We start from the raw sequence: 22,987 nt of genomic DNA, 5'->3' as shown, positions 1-22,987 counted from the left end.
TACGCGCGTTCGCCTCTCAACCATGGACGACGCCACTGTGCCCACGCTCGACCGCCTCGGGGTCGTGCTCGTCGCGACGAGCCATCCGGGGAACATCGGTGCGTCCGCGCGCGCGATGCACGCGATGGGCCTCGCGCGGCTCGTGCTCGTCGCTCCCGCGCGCTTTCCCGATCCCGAAGCGACGGCTCGCGCGACCGGCGCGACCGCCCTGCTCGCAGGCGCCCGCGTCGTCGACGACCTGGGCGCGGCGCTCGACGGCGTCGCATGCGCGATCGGCTTCACCGCGCGGCCGCGTGCGTTCGCGGGCGCCGTGCTGACCGCTCGGGAAGCGGCCAGTCTCGCGATCGACTCGATCCGCAAGGGCCGCGAAGCGGCGTTCGTGTTCGGCACCGAGATGTCGGGCCTTTCCAACGGCGACCTCGCGCGTTGCACCGCGGTCGCGACGATTCCGGCCGATCCCGCGTTCTCGTCGCTCAACCTCGCCGCCGCGGTACAGGTCGCCGCCTACGAGGCGCGCATCGCGGCCTTCGGCGACCTGGCGTGGCGCGCGCCGCGCTTCGCGCCGGCGACGAGCGAGGCGGTCGAGGCGCTCGCAGCGCACGCCGAGCGCACGTTCGTCGCGATGCGCTTCCTGCATCCCGAGATGCCGCGCCGGCTGATGCCGCGCCTGCGTCGCCTGTTCGCGCGAAGCGGCCTCGAACGCGAGGAGGTGAACATCCTGCGCGGCATCCTCGCGCGCATCGACCAGTTGATCGGCAAGGCGAGATGAGCGCCCGGACCCGACGCGCGCGCGCGTGGCCGTTCGCGCGACGAGCGCGCGCGGCGGAACCCGCCCGCCCGCCGGGCGAGACCGCCTGCCGCAACTGCGGCGCCGAGGCGCCCGGGGCCTGGTGCCCGGCCTGCGGGCAGGAGACGACGCTCGCGTTGCCGAAGGCCGGCGTCTTCATGCGCGAGGCGGCGGGCCGCTACGTCGCGTTCGACGGCACGATGTGGCGCACGCTCGCGCTCCTCGCCACGCGTCCCGGCCACCTCACGCGCGAATACCTGACGGGCAGGCGCGCGCGGTACGTGCGTCCGGCGCGGCTCGTGCTGGTGCTCGCGATCGTGCTGTTCGCGGCGATCCGCATCACCGGCGACGACCGGCACGTGCTGATCGCGGTCAACCCGACCTCCGCGGATTCCGGCGCGAACGCATCCCCGGCGGCGCCGGCGCCAAGACCGCGGGCAGGCGAACCCGGGCGCGTCGATGCGCCGCCAGCCGTCGCGAATGCACCGGCCATCGACGTGCAGGGGGCGCCGCTCACGTTCGAGGTCGGCGCCGCGAGGCTCGAGATCGACGAGAACCTCGACTTTCGCATCGGCGGAATCGATTCGCCGCTGGCGCGCCGCATCGCCGGGCGCTTCGAGAGCTTCAACCGCCTCGACCGCGACGAGAAACTGCGCGCGGTCGTCGCGGGCATGGTGCGGTTCGGCCCGTACGCGCTCGTGGCGATGCTCCCCGTGTTCGCGCTGCTGATGCAGGTGCTCTACCTCGGGAGGGCGCAGCGCTATCCGGGCCGACCGCGGCGCTACGCGGAGCATCTGGTCTACGGCGCGCACAACCACGCGTTCGTCGCGCTCGCCGCCACGCTCGGCGTGGTCGTCGATCGCGGCCCCGCGAGCCTGCTCCTCAGCGCGTGGGTCGTGGTCTACCTCGTGGTGTCGATGCATGTCGTGTACGGCGGGCGATGGGCCGGCGTCTTCGTCCGGTCCGCCGTCGCCTCGATCGCCTACGCGCTCGTCTTCCTGCTGGCGACCGGCGTGTTGCTGGTGGCCGCGGTGCTGTTCCGGTAGCGGACGCGCCGATGCGCGGCAGCGCGCGCACCGCGCGGCCATCCGACGTTCAGCTCCGCGCCTCGAGCCAAGCGAGCACGTCGCGCGTGGTCTCGTCGCGCACGTCGAGGAGCAGGTGGTGGAAGGCCTCCGGATAGGTCCTGAGCGTCTTGTCGCGCGCGCCGGCGATCGCGTGGAGCGCGATCGTGCCGTCCGGCGGCACGATGCGATCGGCGAGCCCGTGCATCAGGAGGAGCGGCACCGCGAGGTCGTCGGCGCGGCGCATCACGAGTTCGATGCCGTCGAGCGCGGCGCGGGCGAGACCCGGCGTGATCTTCCCGAGTTGCAGGCGCGGATCGTCCAGGTAGAGGGCGAGCGCGCGCGAATCGCGCGTGATGCCCGAGAGGTCGAGCCCCGGATCGAGGCGCAGGCGCGGCGCGAGCCGGCCGAGGAGCGGCAGCATCCGTCGTGCGAATCCGGTCGCGCCGCTCGCGTCGAGCGCCGGAGCGCCGGCGATGATGCCGGCGAGACTGTCGTGCGGTTCGAACGCCGCAGTGAGCGCGAGCAATCCTCCGAGGCTCCCGCCCATCACGAACACGGGCCGACCGTCCGCCTCGTCGGCGGCGAGGTCGATCGCATGCGACAGGTCCCGGGTCAGCACGCCCAAGTCGCGCGCGTACAACCGCGGACCCTGCGACTCGCCGTGGCCGCGCAGGTCGAACGCCAGCACGGCGAATCCTCGCGCCGCCAGCGCCTGGTAGAACGGCGGGTAGGGCCGCGCGCGGCGATGCTCGCCCAGGCCGTGCATGAACACGACCACGGCCCGAGCACTGCCGGCAGGCAGCCAGCGCTCCGCCGCAATGTGGACCGCGGCCTGCGCTCGTGGGGCGGAGCCGTCCGGCATCGGAATGCGCTTCGGGAGGTGTCGAGGGAGGAGCGATCCAGTGTAGCAAGGGGCTTCGCCGAGGCTGCCGGCGAATACTTGAGCGAAATGATCGGATATGAGACGATTTCCCCATGTTCGACCGCCTCCGCGAAGACATCGCCGTCGTGTTCGACCGCGACCCCGCGGCGCGCACGCGCTTCGAGGTGCTCACCTGCTATCCGGGCCTGCACGCGCTCCTGTGGCACCGTGCCGTGGCGAACCGCCTGTGGCGCGGCGGATTCAAGTGGTTCGCGCGGCTCGTCTCGCACCTGGGTCGGTTCCTCACCGGCATCGAGATCCACCCCGGCGCGACGATCGGGCGGCGGGTCTTCATCGACCACGGCATGGGGATCGTGATCGGCGAGACCGCCGAGATCGGCGACGACACGACGCTCTACCACGGGGTCACGCTCGGCGGTACGTCGTGGAACAAGGGCAAACGCCACCCGACGCTCGGGCGGAACGTCGTGGTGGGCGCCGGGGCGAAGATCCTCGGGCCGATCAGCGTCGGAGACGGTGCGAAGGTGGGCTCGAACGCGGTGGTCGTGCGCGACGTGCCCGCGGGAGTGACCGCCGTCGGCATTCCCGCCCGCATCCACGAGGCCGATGACGGGCAGCGGCAGGAGCAGGCGGACAAGCTGGGATTCTCGGCCTATGCGATCGGCAAGGAGGTCGACGACCCGATGGTCCTGGCGATCCACAAACTCCTCGACCACGCGGCCGCGACCGATGCGAGGCTCGACCGCCTGGTCGCGGACCTGCGGCGCCAGGGCGTATCCAGCGACGAGGATCGGAACCTGGCCGATGGCTTCGATCCCGGTCAGATCGATCGGTCGCTGCGTTGAACTTGCGGCAGTTATAGTTGACTAAATCATTCGGGTATAGGACAATTCACATCGGAGGGGCATTTCCTTCCGAAGACTTGGGCAACGAACGGTCGTTCGCCGCGGCAGTCGAGCGGCGACGATCCGTCGGAAACGAGGATCCCACCATGCGCCTGACGACGAAGGGCCGGTTCGCGGTGACCGCGATGATCGACGTGGCGATGCAGGGCCAGCGCGGCCCGGTGACGCTCGCGGCGGTGTCGGAGCGGCAGAAGATCTCGCTCTCCTACCTGGAGCAGTTGTTCGGCAAGCTGCGCCGGGCGGGATTGGTGGACAGCGTGCGCGGGCCGGGCGGCGGTTACAACCTCGCGCGCGGAGGCGACACGATCTCGGTCGCCGACGTGATCCTCGCCGTCGACGAGCCGATCGACGCGACGCAATGCGGCGGACGCGAGAACTGCCACGACGACAAACGCTGCATGACCCACGAGTTGTGGTCCGGGCTCAACGCGCACATCTTCGCCTACCTGGGCTCGATCACGCTCGCCGAACTCGTGCGCCAGCAGGCCGCGCCCGCGGACGGCGAACCGGTGGTGCTGCACGACCATCGGCGACCGAGCCGGCGCTCGTCCGAACCCGTCGCTGCCTGAACCTCCCACGTCCGGATGCCGCCATGAAACTGCCGATCTACCTCGACTACTCCGCGACGACGCCGGTGGACCCGCGCGTCGCGCAGGCGATGATTCCCTGGCTCACCGAGAACTTCGGCAACCCGGCGTCGCGTTCGCACGCGTACGGCTGGGCGGCGGAGGAGGCGGTGGAGAAGGCCCGCGGGCACGTCGCTGCGCTCGTCAACTGCGATCCGCGCGAGATCGTGTGGACCTCGGGCGCGACCGAGTCGATCAACCTCGCGTTGAAGGGCGCCGCGCACTTCTACAAGGACAAGGGCCGGCACCTGGTCACGGTGAAGACCGAGCACAAGGCGACGCTCGACACGATGCGCGAACTCGAGCGCGAGGGCTTCGAGGTCACCTGGCTCGACGTCGACGCCGAGGGGATGGTGCCGCTCGCGTCGTTCGAGGCCGCGCTGCGTCCCGACACGATCGTCGTGTCGGTGATGATGGTGAACAACGAGATCGGCGTCGTGCAGGACGTCGCGGCGATGGGCGAGGCCTGCCGCAAGCGGGGGATCGTCTTCCACGTCGACGCGGCGCAGGCGACCGGCAAGCTGCCGATCGACCTCGCGACGCTCAAGGCCGACCTGATGAGCTTCTCCGCGCACAAGACCTACGGACCGAAGGGCGTGGGCGCGCTGTTCGTGCGGCGCAAGCCGCGCGTGCGCATCGAGGCGCAGATGCACGGCGGCGGACACGAGCGCGGCATGCGCTCCGGCACGCTCCCGACCCACCAGATCGTCGGCATGGGCGAGGCGTTCCGCATCGCGAAGGCCGAGATGGCCGAGGAGTGCGAGCGCATCCGCGCGCTGCGCGATCGCTTGTGGAAGGGACTGTCCGACATTCCCGAGGTCTACGTGAACGGCAGCCTCGCGCACCGCGTGCCGCACAACCTGAACGTCAGCTTCAATTTCGTCGAGGGCGAGAGCCTCATCATGGCGATCAAGGACGTGGCGGTCTCGTCGGGCTCGGCCTGCACGTCGGCGTCGCTCGAGCCGTCGTACGTGCTGCGGGCGCTCGGGCGCAGCGACGAACTCGCGCACAGCTCGATCCGTTTCACCGTCGGCCGGTTCACCACGCCGGCGGACATCGACTACACGGTCGACCTCCTCGAGCGGAAGATCGCGAAGCTGCGCGAACTCTCGCCGCTGTGGGAGATGCACGAGGAGGGCATCGACCTCGGCACGGTGCAGTGGGCGGCGCATTGAACCAGGGAAGGGGGAAGGGGGAAGCGAGAAGGGTGCGGTTCGGATACGCGAACGATGTTGCCGACGTCTTCGGACGGCGCGATTTCACCCTTCCCCCTTCTCCCTTTCCCCTTCCCCGATCGGAAGGAGCATAGAAAATGGCATACAGCGACAAGGTACTCGATCACTACGAGAATCCGCGCAACGTCGGCTCGTTCGCGAAGGACGACTCGGCCGTCGGCACGGGCATGGTCGGCGCGCCCGCGTGCGGCGACGTGATGAAGCTGCAGATCAAGGTCGGCGACGACGGGCGGATCGAGGACGCGAAGTTCAAGACCTACGGCTGCGGCTCGGCGATCGCGTCGTCCTCGCTCGTGACCGAGTGGGTCAAGGGCAAGACGCTCGACCAGGCGATGTCGATCCGCAACACCGAGATCGCGGAGGAACTCGCGCTGCCGCCGGTGAAGATCCACTGCTCGATCCTCGCCGAGGATGCGATCAAGGCGGCAGTCGCGGACTACCGGAAGAAGCACGGCACCGAGAGCGCGCCGGCGGGCGAGACGGCCGCGGCGGACTGACATGGCGATCACCATCACCGAAACGGCGGCGAAGCACCTCGCGTCGCAGCTCGCGCGCCGGGGCAAGGGCGTGGGGATGCGGCTCGGCGTCAAGACCTCCGGGTGCTCCGGGCTCGCCTACAAGCTCGAGTTCGCCGACGAGCGGAAGGCCGAGGACCACGAGTTCTCGGCGCACGGCGTGACCGTGCTCGTCGACCCGAAGAGCCTGCCCTACGTCGACGGCACCGAGCTCGACTTCACGCGCGAAGGGCTGAACGAGGGCTTCAAGTTCCGCAATCCGAACGTCAAGGACGAGTGCGGCTGCGGAGAGTCCTTCAACGTCTGAACCCGGGCCGGGCGTCGCGCGTCGCGGGGCACGGCGCCTCGCGCGCCGGGGTCGGCTGCCTCCTCACCGCATCGTGCTGGACTTCACGCGCAACCACTTCGAGCTCTTCGGCCTGCCGGTGCGCTACGCGATCGACCCGGCGGCGCTCGAGCGCGCGTACCGTGAGCTGCAGCGGACGGTGCACCCGGACCGGCACGCGTCGGCGGGCGACGCGGAGCGACGGCTCGCGCTGCAGGCCGCCGCGCGCGTGAACGAGGCGTACCGGGCGCTCGGCGATCCGGTCGAGCGCGCGCGTTACCTCCTCACGCTGCGCGGCATCGACGCGTTCGACGAATCGGACACCTCGCTCGATCCGGCCTTCCTCGAGCGCCAGCTCGAGCGGCGCGAACTGGCTTCCGACGCCGCCGGTGCGCGCGACACGCAGGCACTCGAGAGGTTGCTCGCGGAAGTGCGCGACGAGGCGGCGGCGACCGAAGCCGCGGTCGCGCAGGCGCTCGAATCGCCCCCGGATCTCGCGTGCGCACGTGCGCGCGTGCGCGAACTGCGCTTCCTCGGGAAGGTCGCGGAGGACGTCGACGCGCTGCTCGCCGAGGTCGACGCATGATCGCGGGCCAGGCACCGATGCCGCGTTCCGGAGACGGTGTGCCGGACGCGATGGCCGTGTCTCGCGGAGCCGAATCATGGCGCTGATGCAGATCGCCGAGCCGGACGAGGCGCCGGCGCCGCGCGCGCGCCGGCGCGCGATCGGCATCGACCTCGGCACGACCAACTCGCTCGTCGCGTCGGTGCGCGACGACGGCATCGCGTACGTGCTGACCGATGCGGACGGACGCCCGCTGGTGCCCTCGATCGTCCACTACGGCGCCGAAGGCATCGAGATCGGGTACGACGCCGTGCAGGCGCAGACTTCCGATCCGCAGAACACGCTCGTCTCGGTGAAACGCTACATGGGTCGCGGCCTCGCGGACCTCGCCGACGACCGCCGCTTCCCGTACCGGTTCGTCGACGGGCAGGGGATGGTTCGCGTGGCGACGCGTGCCGGCGAAAAGTCCCCGGTCGAAGTGTCCGCCGATCTGCTGCGAGCGCTCCGCATGCGCGCGGAGGCTTCGCTCGGCGGGCCGGTGGAGGCGGCGGTGGTGACCGTCCCGGCGTATTTCGACGACGCGCAGCGGCAGGCGACGAAGGACGCCGCGCGCATCGCGGGCCTTCCGGTGCTGCGGCTCCTGAACGAGCCGACGGCGGCCGCGGTCGCCTACGGGCTCGACCAGGGCGCGGAAGGCACCTACGCGGTTTACGACCTGGGTGGCGGCACCTTCGACATCTCGATCCTGAAGCTCTCGCGCGGCGTGTTCGAGGTGCTCGCGACCAACGGCGATTCCGCGCTCGGGGGCGACGACTTCGACCACCGGGTGTTCTGCTGGATCCTCGAGGCCGCACGAGTCCCTCCGCCGTCGCCGGAGGACGCGCGCGCGCTCCTCCTCCGCGCGCGCGAGGCGAAGGAGATGCTCACCGGGCATGCCGCGGCGCCGATCGTGGCGACGCTGTCGACCGGCCAGCGTATCGACCTGTCGCTCACCGCGGCGACGTTCTCGTCGATCACGCGCAACCTGATCGAGAAGACGCTCGCGCCCGCGCGGCGGGCGCTGCGCGACGCGGGACTCAAGCCCACCGACCTCGACGGCGTCGTGCTGGTCGGCGGCGCGACGCGGATGCGCGAGGTGCGGCGGGCGGTCGCGGAGTTCTTCGGCCAGACGCCGCTCGCGAACCTCAATCCCGACGAGATCGTCGCCCTCGGCGCGGCGATGCAGGCGAACGCGCTCGCCGGCAACCGGGCGCGCGGCGACGACTGGCTGCTGCTCGACGTGATCCCGCTCTCGCTCGGCATCGAGACGATGGGCGGGCTGGCCGAGAAGATCGTCCCGCGCAACGCGACGATCCCGGTGACGCGGGCGCAGGACTTCACGACCTGGAAGGACGGGCAGGGCGCGATGGCGATCCACGTCGTGCAGGGCGAGCGCGAACGCGTCGACGATTGCCGCTCGCTCGCGCGGTTCGAACTGCGCGGTATCCCGCCGATGGGGGCCGGCGCCGCCCGGATCCGCGTGACCTTCCAGGTCGACGCGGACGGATTGCTGTCGGTGTCCGCGCGCGAACAGACGACCGGGGTCGAGGCCTCCGTCGCGGTGAAGCCGTCGTACGGACTGTCCGACGACGAGGTCGCGCGGATGCTGCGCGAGTCGTTCGACCACGCCGCGGACGACATGGCGGCCCGCATGTTCGCGGAAGCCCGCGTCGAGGCCGATCACATCGCGATGGCGACCGAGGCCGCCCTCGCATCGGACGCCGACCTGCTCGCGCCCGAGGAACGCGCGTCGATCGACGCGGCGCTCGCGGCGATGCGCGCGGCGCGCGACGGCACGGACGCCCGCGTGCTCCGGTCGGCCGTCGAGGCCGCCAACCGCGCCACGGCGGAGTTCGCCGCGCGGCGCATGGACCGCGGCGTCAGGCGCTCGCTCGCCGGACGCGCGGTCGATTCGATCGCATGAACCCATGACCGAGATCGTCGTCCTGCCGCACCCCGAGATCTGCCCCGACGGCAAGTCCTTCGAGGCCGAGCCGGGCAAGTCCGTCCTCGACAACCTGCTCGAACACGGCATCGAGGTCGAGCACGCGTGCGAGAAATCCTGCGCGTGCACCACCTGCCACGTGATCGTGCGCGAGGGCGGCGGCTCGCTCGAGCCGTCGACCGAGGACGAGGACGACCTGCTCGACCGCGCCTGGGGCCTCACGCCGCAGTCGCGGCTGTCGTGCCAGGCGGTGGTCGGCGACGAACGGCTCGTCATCGAGATCCCGCGTTACACGATCAACTACGCGAAGGAGCGCAAGTGAAGTGGACCGACTCGCGGGAGATCGCGCTCGCGCTCGCGGATGCGCATCCGGACGTCGATCCCCGGCGCGTCAACTTCGTCGACCTGCGCGACATGGTCGTCGCACTCGCCGGATTCGCCGACGACCCGAAGCGCTCGGGGGAGAAGATCCTCGAGGCCATCCAGGCAGCGTGGATCGACGAGGCTTAGGCGTCGGTCAGTTGAAGAGGTTCAGCACCGCGTCGAGCCCGCCGTGGTCGATCGCGTGCGTCGCCCGGGCGCGCACGGCCGGCTTGGCGCGGTAGGCGACCGACACGTCGGCTTCGCGCAGCATCGGCAGGTCGTTCGCGCCGTCGCCGATCGCGGCGACGATGCCGCCGTCGGCCGCGTGTTCGGCGCGCATCGCGGAGAGCGCCGCGGCCTTGCGGTCCGCGTCGACGATGGGGCCGCGCACCCGGCCGGTCAGCCTTCCGTCGATCACCTCGAGCGTGTTCGCGACCGCGGCGTCGAGATCGAGGGACGCCTTCAGGCGCTCGGTGAAGAACGTGAAGCCGCCGGAGACGAGCAGCGTTTTCGCGCCGGCGGCGCGCGCCGCGTCGAGCAAGACCCGCGCGCCGGGCGAGAGTTCGAGCCGGTCGCGGTAGACGGCGTCGAGCGTGTCGACCGGTAGTCCGGCGAGCAGCGCGACGCGCCTCTGCAGGCTTCCGGCGAAGTCGATCTCGCCGCGCATCGCGGCGGCCGTCACCGCCGCGACCTCGGCCTTCCGCCCGGCATGGTCGGCGATCTCGTCGATGCACTCGATCGTGATGAGCGTCGAGTCCATGTCGAGCGCGAGCACGCGCAGGTCGGCGAGACGCCGGTCGCGCGGGACGATCGCGCAGTCGAGGCCGGCCGCGGCGCAGGCTTCGCGCACGCCGCCGGCATCGCGCACCCCGCGCAGGCGCCACGCCACGACCGTCGCGCCCGCGCGGGCGGGGATCGCCTCGATGGCGTCGGGATCGGTGATCGCCGCGAGGCTCGCCAGTTCGTCGCTCTCGACCGACGCGCCCTGGACGACGACGTCGACGTCCGCGCCGCTCATCGCGGCCCCTTGCGCGGCGAGCGCGGCCGATCCTCCCGCGAGAGCGGCTGCGAGACCGCGGGATGCGAGGCACCGGCCGACTCCGCGAGCGTGAAGTCGATGCGGCTCTGCTCGAGGTCGACGCGCGCGACGGTGACGCGCACGCGATCGGCGAGCCGAAACGCGAGTCCACTGCGCTCGCCGGCCAGTGCGTGACGCACCGGGTCGAAACGGAAGTAGTCGCGCGGCAGTTCGGTGACGTGAACGAGGCCGTCGATGGCGAGGCCGTCGAGCGTCACGAACAGGCCGAAACTCGCCACGCCGCTCACCGTGCCTTCGAAACGCTCCCCGACCTTGTCCTGCATGTACCAGCACTTGAGCCAGGCTTCGACGTCGCGCGTCGCGTCGTCGGCGCGACGCTCCGCCGTGGAGCAGTGCTCGCCCAGCTCGGTCCAGGTCGTGCCGCCCGGTTGGTAGCGAGCGCCGGAGAGCACCGCCCGGATCGCGCGGTGCACCGTCAGGTCGGGATAGCGCCGGATCGGCGAGGTGAAGTGCGCGTAGGCTTCGTAGGCGAGACCGAAGTGGCCGACGTTGTCGGGGCGATAACGCGCCTGCTGCAGCGAGCGCAGCAGCACCGTCTGCAGCAGCTCGAAGTCCGGCCGGCCGCGGATCCGTTCGAGCAGCTTCGCGTAGTCCATCGCCGTGGGCTCGTCGCCGCCGGTGAGCGTCAGCGCGCTCGCCCCGAGGAACGCCTTCAGCTGCTCGAGCTTCTCCGGCGTCGGTCCCTCGTGCACGCGGTAGAGCGCCGGGTGGCCGGCCTTCGCGAGCATGTCGGCGGCACAGACGTTCGCGGCGAGCATGCACTCCTCGATCAGCTTGTGCGCGTCGTTGCGCGGCGCCGGCACGATCCGCTCGATCTTGCCTTGCGCGTCGAAGACGAGCACATGCTCGACGGTCTCGAAGTCGATCGCGCCGCGCGCGTCACGGCTGGCGTCGAGCACGCGGTAGAGTTCGTGCAGCGCCTGGAGCTGCGGCAGCAGGGCCTTCGCGCGCTCGTCGGTCGCCGTCGACGGATCGCGGAGCCAGCCCCAGACCTCGGTGTAGGTGAACCGGGCGCGCGAGTGCATCACGGCCGGGTAGAACCGGTAGCGACGGACCGCGCCGGCCGCGGTGATCTCCATGTCGGCGGCCATGCACAGCCGGTCGACCTCGGGCCTGAGCGAGCACAGCTCGTTGGAGAGGGCCTCCGGGAGCATCGGAATCACGCGCCGCGGGAAGTAGACCGAGGTCGCGCGCTCGCGTGCGTCGCGGTCGATCGCGTCGCCGTCCTTCACGTAGTGCGACACGTCGGCGATGGCGACGACGAGCCGCCAGCCCTTGCCCTTGCGCTCGCACCAGACCGCGTCGTCGAAGTCCTTCGCGGTTTCGCCGTCGATCGTCACCAGCGGCAGGGGGGTGAGGTCGACGCGGCCCGCGCGTTCGCCCGCGAGCACTTTCGCGGGCAGCTTCTTCGCCTGGGCCGTCGCGGCCTTCGAGAACTCGAACGGCAGGGCGTGCTTGCGCAGCGCGATCTCGATCTCGATCCCGGGATCGGTCGCGCGGCCGAGCACCTCGATCACGCGCGCGATCGGCTCGCGCTCGGCGGTCGGGTATTCGACGATCTCGACCACCACGACGTCGCCGGGCTTCGCCTTGCCGCGATCCTTGTCGGGAACGATGAGGTCCTGCGCGATGCGGCGGTTCTCGGCGACCACGAACGACACGCCGCGTTCCTCGTGCATGCGCCCGACGACCTCGCGGTGGGCCCGTTCGAGCACCTCGACGACTTCGCCCTCGGGACGGCCGCGACGATCGGTGCCGGTGACGCGCACGCTGACGCGATCGCCGTGCAGCGCCTTGTGCATCTCGCGTGCGGGCAGCGCGATGTCGGGGCCGGCGTCGTCGCGGATCAGGAAGCCGAAGCCGTCCGGATGGCCTTCGAGGCGCCCGGCGACGAGGTCGAGCTTCGAGGCGATGCAGAGCTGGCCCTTGCGGTTGACGTGGACATCGCCGCGCTCGTGCAGGCGGGCGATCTCGTCGTCGAGCGCGCCTCGCTCGCGACGGCCGAGCCCGAGGCGTGCGGCGAGTTCGTCGGGCGCCAGCGGGACCCCGGCTTCGGCCAGCGCCGCGAGGACCGAGGATGGTGCGAAAGGAGGTGCGGAGGGGGACTTCTTCTTTGACAACGTTGGAATGTCCTTGTAAAATAACGAGTTCAGTTCGTGCGGTCGACCTCGGACGCCCAGATGGCGGAATTGGTAGACGCACCAGTTTCAGGTACTGGCGGGTAACACCGTGGAGGTTCGAGTCCTCTTCTGGGCACCAGTCCCGGCCGGCACGAGCGACCGCAACACCGACGCCCGCAGCCGCGGGCGTTTTTCATGGTGCGCCGGAGTCAATCCGCGGCGCGAGCGCCGCCGCTCGCGAGCCGCGCGGCCAGCTCCTGCGGCCGCATCCTGTCGTAGACCTCGAACGGCTGGTGGATCCACGGGTTGTCCGGCAGGTACGCGACGTGGAAATCGGGCCGGAAGACCGAGCATGCCTTCCACCAGAGCACCGCAGAGCGCAGCTCCCGCATGTGCGGGAAGCGCTTCGGCAGCGTGTCGACGACCTTCGCGAGCGTGTGGCCCGAGTCGACCATGTCGTCGACCAGGAGCACGTGGCTGCCGAGCTTCGGCGCGGTCATCGTCATGTGCTCGGCGATCACGAGGTCGCCCCGCACCGTCCCGCCGTCCGCCGCGTACGAATGCGTCGACAGGATCGCGAGCGGCTTCTCGTAGATGCGCGAGAGCACGTCGCCGACACGAAGCCCTCCCCGGGCGATGCAGATGATCTGGTCGAACGCATAGTCCGCCTCGTGAACGACGAGCGCCAGCCGCTCGATCAGCCTGTGGTACTCGTCCCAGCTCACGTGCAGGCTCATGCGCGTCGTCCCCCGTGCCGGGCCGTTCCCGACCCGCGTCGCCGCTCCACGGTGGCGGGTCGGCGAAGGGCGCATTCTAGCCTGATCAATGGGGTCAGACTCGATTGAAACGCTTCGGGCGGATCGATGGAGCCCGAACCTTTCGAGACTCGATCGACCCCTTCGACCTTCTGATCGACGATCAATCGAGTCTGACCCCTTTGATCAGTGGAACGGATGGTGCCGCAGGATCGTCTCGTCCCGGTCCGGCCCGGTCGACACCATCGCGATCGGAACGCCTGCGAGCGCCTCGATGCGGTCGAGGTAGGCGCGGGCCGCGCCGGGTAGAGCGTCCATCTTGCGCACGCCGACCGTGCTGTCGCTCCAGCCGGGAATCGTCTCGTAGACCGGAACGCATTTCGCGACGGCGTCGGCGCCGGTCGGGACCACGTCCGTGGGACTGCCGTCGATCGTGTAGCCGGTGCAGATCCGGATCTCGGGGAGACCGTCGAGCACGTCGAGCTTGGTGATGCACAGGCCGTCGACGCCGGAGAGCTGCACCGACCGGCGCAGCAGCGGAACGTCGATCCACCCGCAGCGTCGCGGACGGCCGGTGACCGAGCCGAATTCGTTGCCGCGTTTCGCGAGCCGCGCGCCGGTCTCGTCGGCGAGTTCGGTCGGGAACGGCCCGCCGCCCACGCGCGTCGTGTACGCCTTGACGATGCCGAGCACGTAGTCGATCCCGTGCGGCCCGATACCGCTGCCCGGGGCCGCGGCACCGGCGATGCAATTGGAACTCGTGACGTACGGATAGGTGCCGTGGTCGATGTCGAGCAGCGCGCCCTGCGCACCCTCGAACAGCAGCGATTCGCCGCGTTCGCGGGCCGCGTGCAGCATCGCCGCGACGTCGGCGACCATCGGCGAGATCGTGCGCGCATGCGCGAGCGCCTCGTCGCGCGTCCGCTCGAAGGGTACCGGCGCGACCTTGTGGTAGTGCTCGAGCACGAAATTGTGGTAGCCCAGCACGCGCTCGAGCTTCGCGGCGAAACGGTCCGGATCGAGGAGATCCTGCACGCGCAGCGCGCGCCGCGCGATCTTGTCCTCGTACGCGGGGCCGATGCCGCGTCCGGTCGTGCCGATCCTGTCGCCGCCCGCGCCGCTCTCGCGCGCCTGGTCGAGCGCGACGTGGTAGGGCATCACCAGCGGACATGCCGGCGAGATCGCGAGGCGATCGCGGACCTTCACGCCGGCGGCCTCGAGTTCACCGATCTCGGTGAGCAGGGCGGACGGCGACACGACGACGCCGTTGCCGATGTAGATGCGCACGCCCGGCCGCAGCACGCCCGACGGGATCAGGCGCAGCACCGTCTTCTTCCCGCCGATGACGAGCGTGTGCCCGGCGTTGTGCCCGCCCTGGAAGCGGACGACGCCCGACGCGCTCTCGGTCAGCCAGTCGACGATCTTGCCCTTGCCTTCATCGCCCCATTGGGTGCCGATGACCACGACGCTCCTGCCCATGTCAGTCCCCTGGTTCTCCGTCGTTCGCCCCGTTCGCGACGCTCCCGAGGCGGCGCAGGTCGAGCGTGAATCCGGTCGCCGGGCGCGCGCGCCCGAACGCCTTGCCGATGCCGTCGTAGCGGCCGCCGTTGCCGAGCGCGCGCGTCTGGCCGGCGACGAACACCGAGAAGATCGCACCGTTCTGGTAGTGGTAGCCGGTGAGGTCGGCGAGATCGACGTGCAGCGTTTCGACCGCGCCACCCGCGGCCTCGGCGAGTGCACCGAGCGCCGCGAGCGCGTTCGCGATGGCGGGCGTGTCGGGCAACCGCCCACGCGCCTCGGCGAGGACTTCGTGCGCCGGTCCGTAGAGCGAGGGCAGCGCGCGGATCGCATCGCGCCATACGATCGGCAGGCGGGCTGCGAGTTCGGCGACCGCAGGCGCGTCCTTGGTGCGCAGGGCCGCGAACAGTTCGCCGTCCTCGGCGTTGCCGGCGATGCCCGCGCTGGCGGACAGGGCGCGGTACACGCCGACGTGGCCGAGGTCGAGGTGCAGCGCACGCACGCCGCACGCGGTGAGAGAGGAGAGCAGCAGACCCACGACCTCGCGGTCGCCGGCGATGCCGGGTTCGCCGAAGAGTTCCGCGCCGATCTGCACGACCTCGCGCGTGGTGCCCGGCCCGGCCGGTTCGGTGCGCAGCACGCTGCCGGCGTAGCACAGGCGCGTGACCCCCGGCTCGTTCAGCAGATGGGCGTCGATGCGCGCGACCTGGGGCGTGGTGTCGGCGCGCACGCCGAGCATGCGCCCCGACAGCGGGTCGACGACCTTGAACGTCTGCAAGTCCAGGTCGCGGCCGGTGCCCGTGAGGAGCGACTCGACGTGCTCGACCAGCGGCGGCTGGACCAGCCGGTAGCCGCGCGCCGCGAAGTGGTCGAGCACCTTGCGGCGCAGCGCCTCGATCCGCGCGGCTTCCGCCGGCAGGATGTCCTCGATGGCCTCGGGCAGGATCCACCTACGCATGGCGAAGCACCAGGAAGGCCGCGAGCCCGAGAACGATCGATGCGAGGCCGATGAAGCGGATCTGTCCGTCGCTCATGTCGGTCAGCTTGCGAAACGTGTCGCGCCACGCCCGAGGTGCGAGGAACGGCAACAGCCCTTCCACGACGAGCACGAGCGCGAGCGCCGCCCAGAGCGAATCCACCCCGACATCTCCGGTCGCGCCGCTACTTCGCCCGGCGCCCGGCGGGGGCCGCCCCGAGGTCGAGCCGCGGGTGCCGCGCCCCCTTTGGGGGAGGCGCGCGAAGCGCGCTTCGGGGGGGGGCCATCACTTCGACGCGGGTGGGCGCCCGCCGCTCTGCCGGAAGTAGCGGAAGAAGTCCGACGACGGGTCGAGGACCATGACGTCGCCGCGGTTGCGGAACGACGCCTTGTAGGCCTCGAGGCTGCGGTAGAACGCGAAGAACTCCGGGTTCACGCCGTAGGCGGCGGAATAGATCGCCGCGGCGCGCGCATCGCCGTCGCCCTTGACCTTCTGCGCCTGGCGGAACGCCTCGGCGAGGATGACCTCGCGCTGGCGGTCGGCGTCGGCGCGGATTTTCTCGCTCTCGGCGGCACCCTGCGAGCGCAGTTCGTTCGCGACGCGGCGGCGCTCCGACTCCATCCGCGCGTAGACCGGGCCGAGCACGTCGGGCGGCAGCTCGACGCGGCGCAGGCGGACGTCGACGATCTCGACCCCGATCGATTTCGCGTCGCTGTCGGCCTTCTGGCGCGTCGTGTTCATGATCTGGTCGCGCTGGGTCGAGATCGCCTCGTGCATCGAGCGCTTGTTGAACTCCTCGGCGAGGTTCGCACGCACGGTCTGCGTCAGGCGGCGGCGCGCGGCTTCCTCGTCTCCCTGCACCGAGACGTAGAACTTGCGGACGTCGTCGATCCGCCACAGCACGACGAACTCGACGAGGAGCGGCTTCTTCTCGGCGGTCGTGACGCGGTCGGGTTCCTGGATCTCGAGCGTGAGGTTCCGCTGGTCGAAGTACTTCACGTTCTGGACCAGCGGCACCTTGTAGTGGAGGCCGGGATCGGTGATCACCTCGACCACCTCGCCCAACTGGAACTTGATCGCGAACTGGGTCTGGTGGACGGTGAACAGCGACTGCGACGCGACGAGAATCGCGGCGACGACGACGGCGAGGATCGGCAGCGTGAACTTCATCGCTTCAGCCTCCCCGGTCGCGGCGCAGCGAATCGCGCGATCCGCGGCCATCGCTCGCCGGCGGGACGTCCGCAGGCACGGTCACGCGCGGCGTTGGCGCGGCGGGAGCGTCGGAAGCCGCCGGAGCGGGCGCGCCGCTCGCCTGCATCAGCTTGTCGAGCGGCAACCCGAGCAGGGCGCCCGCCTTGGGCTCGACCATCACCTTCGAGGTCGGACCCAGGACCGATTGCATCATGTCGAGGTACAGGCGCTCGCGCGTGACGCCCGGCGCCTTCTGGTACTCGATGACGATCTGCCGGAAGCGCGAGGCGTCGCCCTCGGCGCGCGCCACGACCGAAGCCTGGTAGCCCTGCGCCTCCTCGAGCAGGCGGGCGGCGGCGCCGCGGGCGCGCGGTATCACGTCGTTCGCGTAGGCCTGGCCCTCGTTCTTGAGGCGTTCGCGGTCCTGGCCCGCCTTCACCGCGTCGTCGAACGCGGCCTGCACCTTCTCGGGCGGCTGGACGTTCTGCAGCGTGACCTTCTGCACGAACACGCCGGTGCGGAAGCGATCGAGCATGTCCTGCAGGAGCCGCTCGGTGTCGCGCGCGACCTGCTCGCGGCCCTCGTAGAGCGCGAAGTCCATCTGGACCTTCGCGGCCACTTCGCGGATCGCCGACTCCGCCGCCCAGGCGACGATCAGTTCGGGCTTGCGGTTGCGGAAGACGAAATCCTCGGCGTTCTTGACGTTGTACTGGACCGCGAACTGGATGTCGATGATGTTCTCGTCGTCGGTGATCATCACCGCCTCGCGGTCGACGCGATTCTTCGGCGTGTTGCGGTAGCCGATCTCGATCGTGCGGACCTGCGAGAAGTCGACGAGTTCGACCGCCTCGACCGGAAACGGCAGGTGCCAGCGCGGGCCCGGCTGCGTGGTCTCGGTGTACTTGCCGAAGCGCGTCACCACGCCGCGGCGGCCTTCGTCGACGATGTAGAACCCGCTCGCGACCCACACGACGAGCACGAGGCCCGCGAGCAGCCCGGCGCCGGACAGAGGAATCGCAGGACGTGCACGTGGCTCGCCGGGCGAAGGTTCGGGCGTCGTGCCGCGCCGGCCGAACAGGTCCGAGAGGCGCCGGTTGACCTTGCGCCAGATCTCGTCCAGATCGGGCGGGCCGCCCGAATTACCGCCTCGCTTGCCCCACTGGGGATCGTTGAGCGACATGCTGGTGGTTCGCGTGGATCGTGTGCAATTCGCCGGCGAACGGGCCGGCGGCGGGTCGAGACGGCGCGGGGCGGACCCTTGGGCGATCAGGCCGATGCGTCGGCCGCGTCGGCGTCGGCGTGCGCGGCGTCCGCCGGGAACCGCTCGGCCAGCGCGGCGAGGAACCCCGCGCAACCCGCCCCCGTCAGCGCACTTGCGCGCACGGTGCGGATCGTACCACAGGGGTCGCGCTCGACCCCGGGATCGAGGCCGGCCGCGTCGATCTTGTTCAGTACGGCGAGGCGCGGCAGCGCGTCCGCGCCGATGTCGGCGAGCACCTCCTCGACCGCTTCGGCCTGCGCGTCCCGGTCGGACGCCGAGGCGTCGATCACATGGACGATCAGGTCGGCCCGGGCCGCCTCGGACAGCGTGGCGCGGAACGCCGCGACGAGGTCGTGCGGCAGGTCGCGGATGAATCCGACCGTGTCGGACAGCACGATCGCGTCCGCGCCCGGAACGTGGATGCGGCGCAGCGTGGTGTCGAGCGTCGCGAACAACTGGTCGGCGGCGTAGACCTTCGCGCGCGCGAGGCGGTTGAACAGCGTCGACTTGCCGGCGTTGGTGTAGCCGACGAGTGCGACGGCGCGCACGCGCGCCCGGCGGCGGGTGCGGCCCTGCACGCCACGACTCGTCGTGACCTTCGCGAGGCGCTCCTTCAACGTCTTCACGCGCTTGCCGATCAGTCGCCGGTCAGTCTCGAGCTGGGTCTCGCCCGGGCCGCGCAGGCCGATGCCGCCCTTCTGCCGTTCGAGGTGGGTCCAGCCGCCGACCAGCCGCGTCGACAGATGCGCGAGTTGCGCGAGTTCGACCTGCAGCTTGCCTTCGGCGCTCCGCGCCCGCTGCGCGAAGATGTCGAGGATGAGGCTCGTCCGGTCGACGACGCGGCAGGAGAGCGCCTGTTCGAGATTGCGCTGCTGCACGCCCGAGAGCGCATGGTCGAAGATCACGAGGTCGGCCGCTGCCGTGTCGCGCGCGCGCGCGATCTCGTCCACCTTGCCGCGGCCGGCGTAGAGCGCGGGATCGGGGGCGGCGCGCCGGCCACCGACGCGTCCGACGATCGTCGCGCCCGCGGAGGTCGCCAGCGCGGCGATTTCGTCGAGATCGGGATCGTTGCGCCGGGCTCCGATCGCGAGCCCGACGATGACGGCGCGTTGTCCGCCGCTGGGGCGTTCGAGCATGAGGTCCGGCCGATCGCCGAGGCGCCGAAAGGCGGCGGTCAGGCGTCCTCGGCGCCGCCCGGGCCGTGGTGCGGCATGACGACCGGCCGCGACGGCACGACGGTGGAGATCGCGTGCTTGTACACCATCTGCGTCACCGTGTTCTTGAGGAGCACCACGTACTGGTCGAACGATTCGATCTGGCCCTGCAGTTTGATGCCGTTCACGAGGTAGATCGACACCTGGACATGCTCCTTGCGGAGCGTGTTCAGGAACGGGTCCTGCAGCATTTGCCCCTTGTTGCTCATCGTCGCTCTCCGCCCTTCGTTCGTGTCGTTCTCGCGGCGCGGCGCGCCTCGTGCCGGGCCGGTTCGCCCGGCATCCGGGACGCCGGTTCAGCGGCGCGCGCCGGTGCCCGCGTAGGGGTTGACGCCGGTCTTGAATTGTATCCTAAGCGGGGTGCCCCGCAGTTGGAAAGCGTCGGCGAAGAAATGTTCCAGGTAGCGCCGGTAGGCGTCGGGCACCCGTGCGAGCGCGGTCCCGTGGATCACCACCAGCGGCGGATTGCTGCCGCCCTGGTGCGCGTAGCGGAGCTTCGGGCGCACGGTGCCGCTGCGCGGAGGCTGCTGCCGCTCGACGGCGAGTTGCAGCGTGCGCGTGAGTCGCGGCGTCGGGAGTTTCGCCATCGCGGCGGCGTAGGCCCGGTCGACCGCGGCCATCAGCGCCGGAAGGCCGCGCCCCTCGCGTGCCGAGATCGGCAGTTGCGCGGCGAAATCGAGGAACGCGAGCTTGCGCGCGATCTCGCGCTCGACGAACTCGCGCCGTTCGCCGGTGGCCGCGTCCCACTTGTTGATGCCGACGACGAGCGCGCGGCCGGCCTCGAGGATGTGGCCGGCGAGGTGGGCGTCCTGTTCGGCGACGCCTTCGACCGCATCGAGCAGCAGCACCACGACGTTCGCCTCGTCGATCGCCTGCATCGTCTTGATCACCGAGAACTTCTCGACCGCCTCGGTGACCTTGCCGCGCCGGCGCACGCCGGCCGTGTCGACGAGCGTGTAGCGCCTGCCTCCGCGCTCGAAGTCGAGCGCGATCGCGTCGCGCGTCGTGCCGGGCTCGTCGAACGCGATCACGCGTTCCTCGCCCAGGAGCGCGTTGACCAGCGTCGACTTGCCGACGTTCGGCCGTCCGACGATCGCCACGCGCACGCGGTCGTCGTCGTGCGGCGGGACCTCTCCGGGCGGCGGCGCCAGCGCGAGCGCCGCGTCGACGAGGTCGCGCACGCCTTCGCCGTGCGCTGCGGAGATCGGCGCGGGCTCCCCCAGCGCGAGTTCGTGGAACTCGGCGACCGCGCCCGCGGCGGAGAGTCCCTCGCTCTTGTTCACCGCGACCACGATCGGACGGCCGGAGCGGCGCAGGAGGTCGGCGATGCGCGCGTCCTGCGGCACGAGGCCGTCGCGCGCATCGACGAGGAACACGACGACGTCGGCCTCCGCGATCGCGGCTTCCGCCTGCCGCGCCATCTCGCGCAGGATGCCTTCCTTCGCGACCGGCTCGAAGCCGCCGGTGTCGACGACGTAGAAGTCGCGTTCGCCCACGCGGGCCCGGCCGTAGTTGCGGTCGCGCGTGAGTCCCGGGACGTCGTGCACCAGCGCGTCGCGCGTGCGCGTCAGCCGGTTGAACAGCGTCGACTTGCCGACGTTGGGGCGGCCGACGAGCGCGATGATCGGGAGCACGACGCGATGCCTGCGGACGCGGCGCGGTTCAGCGGACGCGGATCGCGACGAGCGCGCCGGCGGCCGACTGCCACATCGCGCCGCCGATCATCGCCACCGGCTGCGAGGTCGGTGCGCTGCCGTCGGTCGCCACGCGGCCCACGTACGCGCCGTTGACCGGCGAGAGCAGGTGCAGCCAGCCTTCGGCGTCGACGACGCCGACCTGGTCGCCGACCATCTGCGGGCCGCCGATGAAGCGCTTGGCGAGCTTGTCCTGCTTCCACAGCGATGCGCCGGTCGAGCGGTCTAGCGCATGCACCGCGCCGGCGTCGTCGGTCACGTACAGGCGCTCGCGGTCGATCGCGATGCCGCCCAGGCTGCCGATGTCGCGCGACCACACGGCCGCGCCCCGGACGAGTTCGAAGCACGCGGTGCGACCCTGGTACGCGGCCGCGCAGGCCATGCGCTCGTCGATCGCCGGCAGGCTCGTGACGTCGGCGATGCGCTCGAGTTCCGTCGCGCCCTTCGGTGTCGCCACCAGCGCCTCCCAGCCCACGGCGCCGCTGCGCAGGTCGAGGCCCACGAGCCGCCCTCCGGCGGTGCCGAAGAACACGGCGCCGCGCGAGATTGCCGCGCCGGCCTGGTTGCGGACCATCAGCGGCGGGTTCGAGCGCTGGTAGACCCAGCGCGTCGAGCCGTCCTTGGTCGAGAGCGCGTAGAGGCGTCCGTCGCCCGAGAACACGAGCGCGACGCCTTCGGCGACGCGGGGCGGCGCGATCACCTCGCTGCCGACCTTCGCGGTCCACAGCGCGTTGCCGTTGTCGTCGAACGCGAGCACGTCGCCCTTGTCGGTCCCGGCCACGACGATCCCGTCGCCCGCGCCGACGCCCGCCGCGAGCGTGCGTCCGGCGCTCGAGCGCCAGAACTGGCGGCCGCTGGCGACGTCGAACTTGGCGATCGTGCCGTCGGACGACGCCGCGTAGACCGCGTCTGAAGTCACGAACGGCGCGAAGCCGGCGACGGCCTTGCCGACGCCGGCCTGCCAGGCGACCACCGGCGTGACGCTTTGCGAGAGTTCGGGCAGCGGGCCGGGTTTGCGGCTGCTGCCGACGAGCCAGGTCCAGTCGGGCGCCGGGATCGACGGGATGTACGACTGGATCGTCGCGCAGCCGCCGACGGCGGCCGCGATGGACGCGATCGCCAGCGCCCGCGTCGTACGTGACGTCATGGCTTGGCCGCGGGGGCTCCGGCTGCGGCGGGAGCGGCAGGCGGAGCCTCGGCGGCGGCGGGCGCCGCGGACGCAGCCTTGGCCAGCGCATCGGCCTCCGTCCCCACCGGCAGCGCGCCGCCCAGCGCGTCGAGCTTCAGTTGCACGAAACCGCGGTAGGGCGACCTCGCGTCGAGCTTCGCGAACGCGGACTGGTAGGCCGCGCGTGCCTCGGCGTTGCGCCCGGCCGACGCGAGGGCGTCGCCGCGCAGGTCCGCGTACAGTCCCGCGTAGGCGTCCGCGTGCTTCGTGTCGAGGAGCTTCAGCGCCTCGTCGACGTTCTTCTCGTCGAGCAGCACCTCGGCGAGCCTATAGCGCGCGACCGCCTTCAGGTCGTCGTCGCTCGCCCGGTCGACCACCCACTGCAGCTGCGCCTTCGCCCCGGCTTTGTCCCCGGTGCTCCACAACTGTTTCGCGTACAGGAGCGCGGCGCGCGGCGCGTAGGCGGTACCCGCGTACTTGTCGGCGAGCGTCGCCATCGCGTCCTTCGCCTTCGTCGCGTCACCGCTCCCCCGCGTCGCCCCGGCGACCGCCTGGTAGAGCGCGCTCGCCTCGTCGGCGCGCGACGTCTGCCACCAGCGCCAGCCCTGCACGCCGACGATCGTCACGGCGACCGCGACCGCGATCCAGGTGACGAGCGTGCCCCAGCGGGTCCACCACGCCTTGAGGTCCTCGATGGTGTCCTGTTCCTCGAGATCGTAGGTTGCCATGCCGTTC

General features: G+C 71.0%; 25 protein-coding genes and 1 tRNA gene. 12 read left to right on the top strand and 14 right to left on the bottom strand.

Annotated features, from left to right (window positions below):
- Positions 1-22 precede the first annotated feature (22 nt).
- Complete coding sequence (locus HS109_01135; GenBank protein ID MBE7520967.1) at positions 23-769, top strand: TrmJ/YjtD family RNA methyltransferase; 747 nt, start codon at positions 23-25, stop codon at positions 767-769.
- A complete protein-coding gene (locus tag HS109_01130; protein MBE7520966.1) occupies positions 766-1,833 on the top strand; it encodes a DUF3667 domain-containing protein in 1,068 nt (355 codons plus the stop codon). Before HS109_01135 ends, HS109_01130 begins: the two co-directional genes overlap by 4 nt.
- Before the next feature lie 49 nt (positions 1,834-1,882).
- Here HS109_01130 and HS109_01125 read toward each other — a convergent pair whose 3' ends face one another.
- Positions 1,883-2,716, bottom strand: a complete 834-nt coding sequence (locus HS109_01125; GenBank protein MBE7520965.1) for an alpha/beta hydrolase — start codon at positions 2,714-2,716, stop codon at positions 1,883-1,885.
- Positions 2,717-2,829: 113 nt separating this feature from the next.
- Between HS109_01125 and cysE the strand changes: the two genes are divergently transcribed.
- The 9 genes from cysE (at position 2,830) to iscX (ending at position 9,402) form a co-directional block, all read left to right on the top strand.
- On the top strand, positions 2,830-3,582 hold the full coding sequence (gene cysE / locus HS109_01120; protein MBE7520964.1) for a serine O-acetyltransferase: 753 nt from the start codon (positions 2,830-2,832) through the stop codon (positions 3,580-3,582).
- Between the two features lie 146 nt (positions 3,583-3,728).
- Positions 3,729-4,211, top strand: a complete 483-nt coding sequence (gene iscR, locus HS109_01115) for a Fe-S cluster assembly transcriptional regulator IscR (protein ID MBE7520963.1) — start codon at positions 3,729-3,731, stop codon at positions 4,209-4,211.
- A gap of 23 nt (positions 4,212-4,234) precedes the next feature.
- Positions 4,235-5,443 (top strand): IscS subfamily cysteine desulfurase, encoded by a 1,209-nt coding sequence (locus HS109_01110; GenBank protein ID MBE7520962.1) that lies wholly within the window; start codon positions 4,235-4,237, stop codon positions 5,441-5,443.
- A 137-nt stretch (positions 5,444-5,580) separates the two neighbouring features.
- On the top strand, positions 5,581-6,000 hold the full coding sequence (iscU, locus tag HS109_01105; protein MBE7520961.1) for a Fe-S cluster assembly scaffold IscU: 420 nt from the start codon (positions 5,581-5,583) through the stop codon (positions 5,998-6,000).
- A gap of 1 nt (position 6,001) precedes the next feature.
- Positions 6,002-6,325, top strand: coding sequence for an iron-sulfur cluster assembly protein IscA (gene iscA, locus HS109_01100; protein MBE7520960.1), 324 nt, complete (start codon positions 6,002-6,004; stop codon positions 6,323-6,325).
- Positions 6,326-6,398: 73 nt separating this feature from the next.
- Complete coding sequence (gene hscB, locus HS109_01095) at positions 6,399-6,929, top strand: Fe-S protein assembly co-chaperone HscB (protein ID MBE7520959.1); 531 nt, start codon at positions 6,399-6,401, stop codon at positions 6,927-6,929.
- 76 nt (positions 6,930-7,005) lie between these two features.
- Positions 7,006-8,871: a Fe-S protein assembly chaperone HscA gene (gene hscA, locus HS109_01090; GenBank protein ID MBE7520958.1), complete on the top strand. Its 1,866-nt coding sequence runs from the start codon at positions 7,006-7,008 to the stop codon at positions 8,869-8,871.
- 4 nt (positions 8,872-8,875) lie between these two features.
- Positions 8,876-9,214 (top strand): ISC system 2Fe-2S type ferredoxin, encoded by a 339-nt coding sequence (fdx, locus tag HS109_01085; GenBank protein MBE7520957.1) that lies wholly within the window; start codon positions 8,876-8,878, stop codon positions 9,212-9,214.
- Positions 9,211-9,402, top strand: a complete 192-nt coding sequence (gene iscX, locus HS109_01080) for a Fe-S cluster assembly protein IscX (GenBank protein ID MBE7520956.1) — start codon at positions 9,211-9,213, stop codon at positions 9,400-9,402. Before fdx ends, iscX begins: the two co-directional genes overlap by 4 nt.
- A gap of 7 nt (positions 9,403-9,409) precedes the next feature.
- Here the strand turns inward: iscX and serB are convergent, their stop codons facing one another.
- Entirely contained in the window at positions 9,410-10,273 is an 864-nt protein-coding gene (serB, locus tag HS109_01075; GenBank protein MBE7520955.1) for a phosphoserine phosphatase SerB, read from the bottom strand.
- Complete coding sequence (rnr, locus tag HS109_01070; protein MBE7520954.1) at positions 10,270-12,507, bottom strand: ribonuclease R; 2,238 nt, start codon at positions 12,505-12,507, stop codon at positions 10,270-10,272. The genes serB and rnr overlap by 4 nt, the downstream gene beginning before the upstream one ends.
- 21 nt (positions 12,508-12,528) lie before the next feature.
- On the opposite strand from rnr, the gene HS109_01065 reads away from it, so the two are divergent.
- Positions 12,529-12,613: transfer RNA gene (locus HS109_01065), tRNA-Leu, on the top strand.
- A gap of 70 nt (positions 12,614-12,683) precedes the next feature.
- On the opposite strand, the gene HS109_01060 is transcribed toward HS109_01065, so the two are convergent.
- The 11 genes from HS109_01060 to HS109_01010 all read right to left on the bottom strand — a co-directional run bounded on the left by HS109_01060 (position 12,684) and on the right by HS109_01010 (position 22,980).
- Positions 12,684-13,286: a phosphoribosyltransferase gene (locus tag HS109_01060; protein ID MBE7520953.1), complete on the bottom strand. Its 603-nt coding sequence runs from the start codon at positions 13,284-13,286 to the stop codon at positions 12,684-12,686.
- A 129-nt stretch (positions 13,287-13,415) separates the two neighbouring features.
- Positions 13,416-14,708, bottom strand: a complete 1,293-nt coding sequence (locus HS109_01055; protein MBE7520952.1) for an adenylosuccinate synthase — start codon at positions 14,706-14,708, stop codon at positions 13,416-13,418.
- Position 14,709: 1 nt separating this feature from the next.
- Positions 14,710-15,705 carry an ATP phosphoribosyltransferase regulatory subunit gene (locus HS109_01050; GenBank protein ID MBE7520951.1) on the bottom strand — a complete coding sequence of 332 codons (996 nt, stop codon included), beginning with the start codon at positions 15,703-15,705 and terminating at the stop codon, positions 14,710-14,712.
- Positions 15,698-15,886, bottom strand: coding sequence for a DUF2065 domain-containing protein (locus tag HS109_01045; GenBank protein ID MBE7520950.1), 189 nt, complete (start codon positions 15,884-15,886; stop codon positions 15,698-15,700). The genes HS109_01050 and HS109_01045 overlap by 8 nt, the downstream gene beginning before the upstream one ends.
- A 123-nt stretch (positions 15,887-16,009) precedes the next feature.
- Positions 16,010-16,894 (bottom strand): protease modulator HflC, encoded by an 885-nt coding sequence (gene hflC / locus HS109_01040; GenBank protein ID MBE7520949.1) that lies wholly within the window; start codon positions 16,892-16,894, stop codon positions 16,010-16,012.
- A gap of 4 nt (positions 16,895-16,898) precedes the next feature.
- The gene (gene hflK, locus HS109_01035; protein ID MBE7520948.1) at positions 16,899-18,095 is read right to left on the bottom strand and encodes an FtsH protease activity modulator HflK; all 1,197 of its coding nucleotides are present in this window, start codon (positions 18,093-18,095) and stop codon (positions 16,899-16,901) included.
- Positions 18,096-18,181: 86 nt separating this feature from the next.
- Positions 18,182-19,312, bottom strand: coding sequence for a GTPase HflX (gene hflX / locus HS109_01030; GenBank protein ID MBE7520947.1), 1,131 nt, complete (start codon positions 19,310-19,312; stop codon positions 18,182-18,184).
- Between the two features lie 38 nt (positions 19,313-19,350).
- Positions 19,351-19,599, bottom strand: a complete 249-nt coding sequence (gene hfq / locus HS109_01025; protein ID MBE7520946.1) for an RNA chaperone Hfq — start codon at positions 19,597-19,599, stop codon at positions 19,351-19,353.
- Positions 19,600-19,686: 87 nt separating this feature from the next.
- Positions 19,687-21,024, bottom strand: coding sequence for a ribosome biogenesis GTPase Der (der, locus tag HS109_01020; GenBank protein MBE7520945.1), 1,338 nt, complete (start codon positions 21,022-21,024; stop codon positions 19,687-19,689).
- A 28-nt stretch (positions 21,025-21,052) separates the two neighbouring features.
- On the bottom strand, positions 21,053-22,231 hold the full coding sequence (gene bamB, locus HS109_01015) for an outer membrane protein assembly factor BamB (GenBank protein MBE7520944.1): 1,179 nt from the start codon (positions 22,229-22,231) through the stop codon (positions 21,053-21,055).
- On the bottom strand, positions 22,228-22,980 hold the full coding sequence (locus HS109_01010; GenBank protein ID MBE7520943.1) for a tetratricopeptide repeat protein: 753 nt from the start codon (positions 22,978-22,980) through the stop codon (positions 22,228-22,230). Before HS109_01010 ends, bamB begins: the two co-directional genes overlap by 4 nt.
- Between the last annotated feature and the right edge of the window lie 7 nt (positions 22,981-22,987).

The organism is Burkholderiales bacterium (genome assembly GCA_015075645.1).
Taxonomy (GTDB): domain Bacteria; phylum Pseudomonadota; class Gammaproteobacteria; order Burkholderiales; family Casimicrobiaceae; genus VBCG01.
Note: the sequence above shows the minus strand (reverse complement) of the source record. Positions and strands in the feature narration are given on the sequence as shown.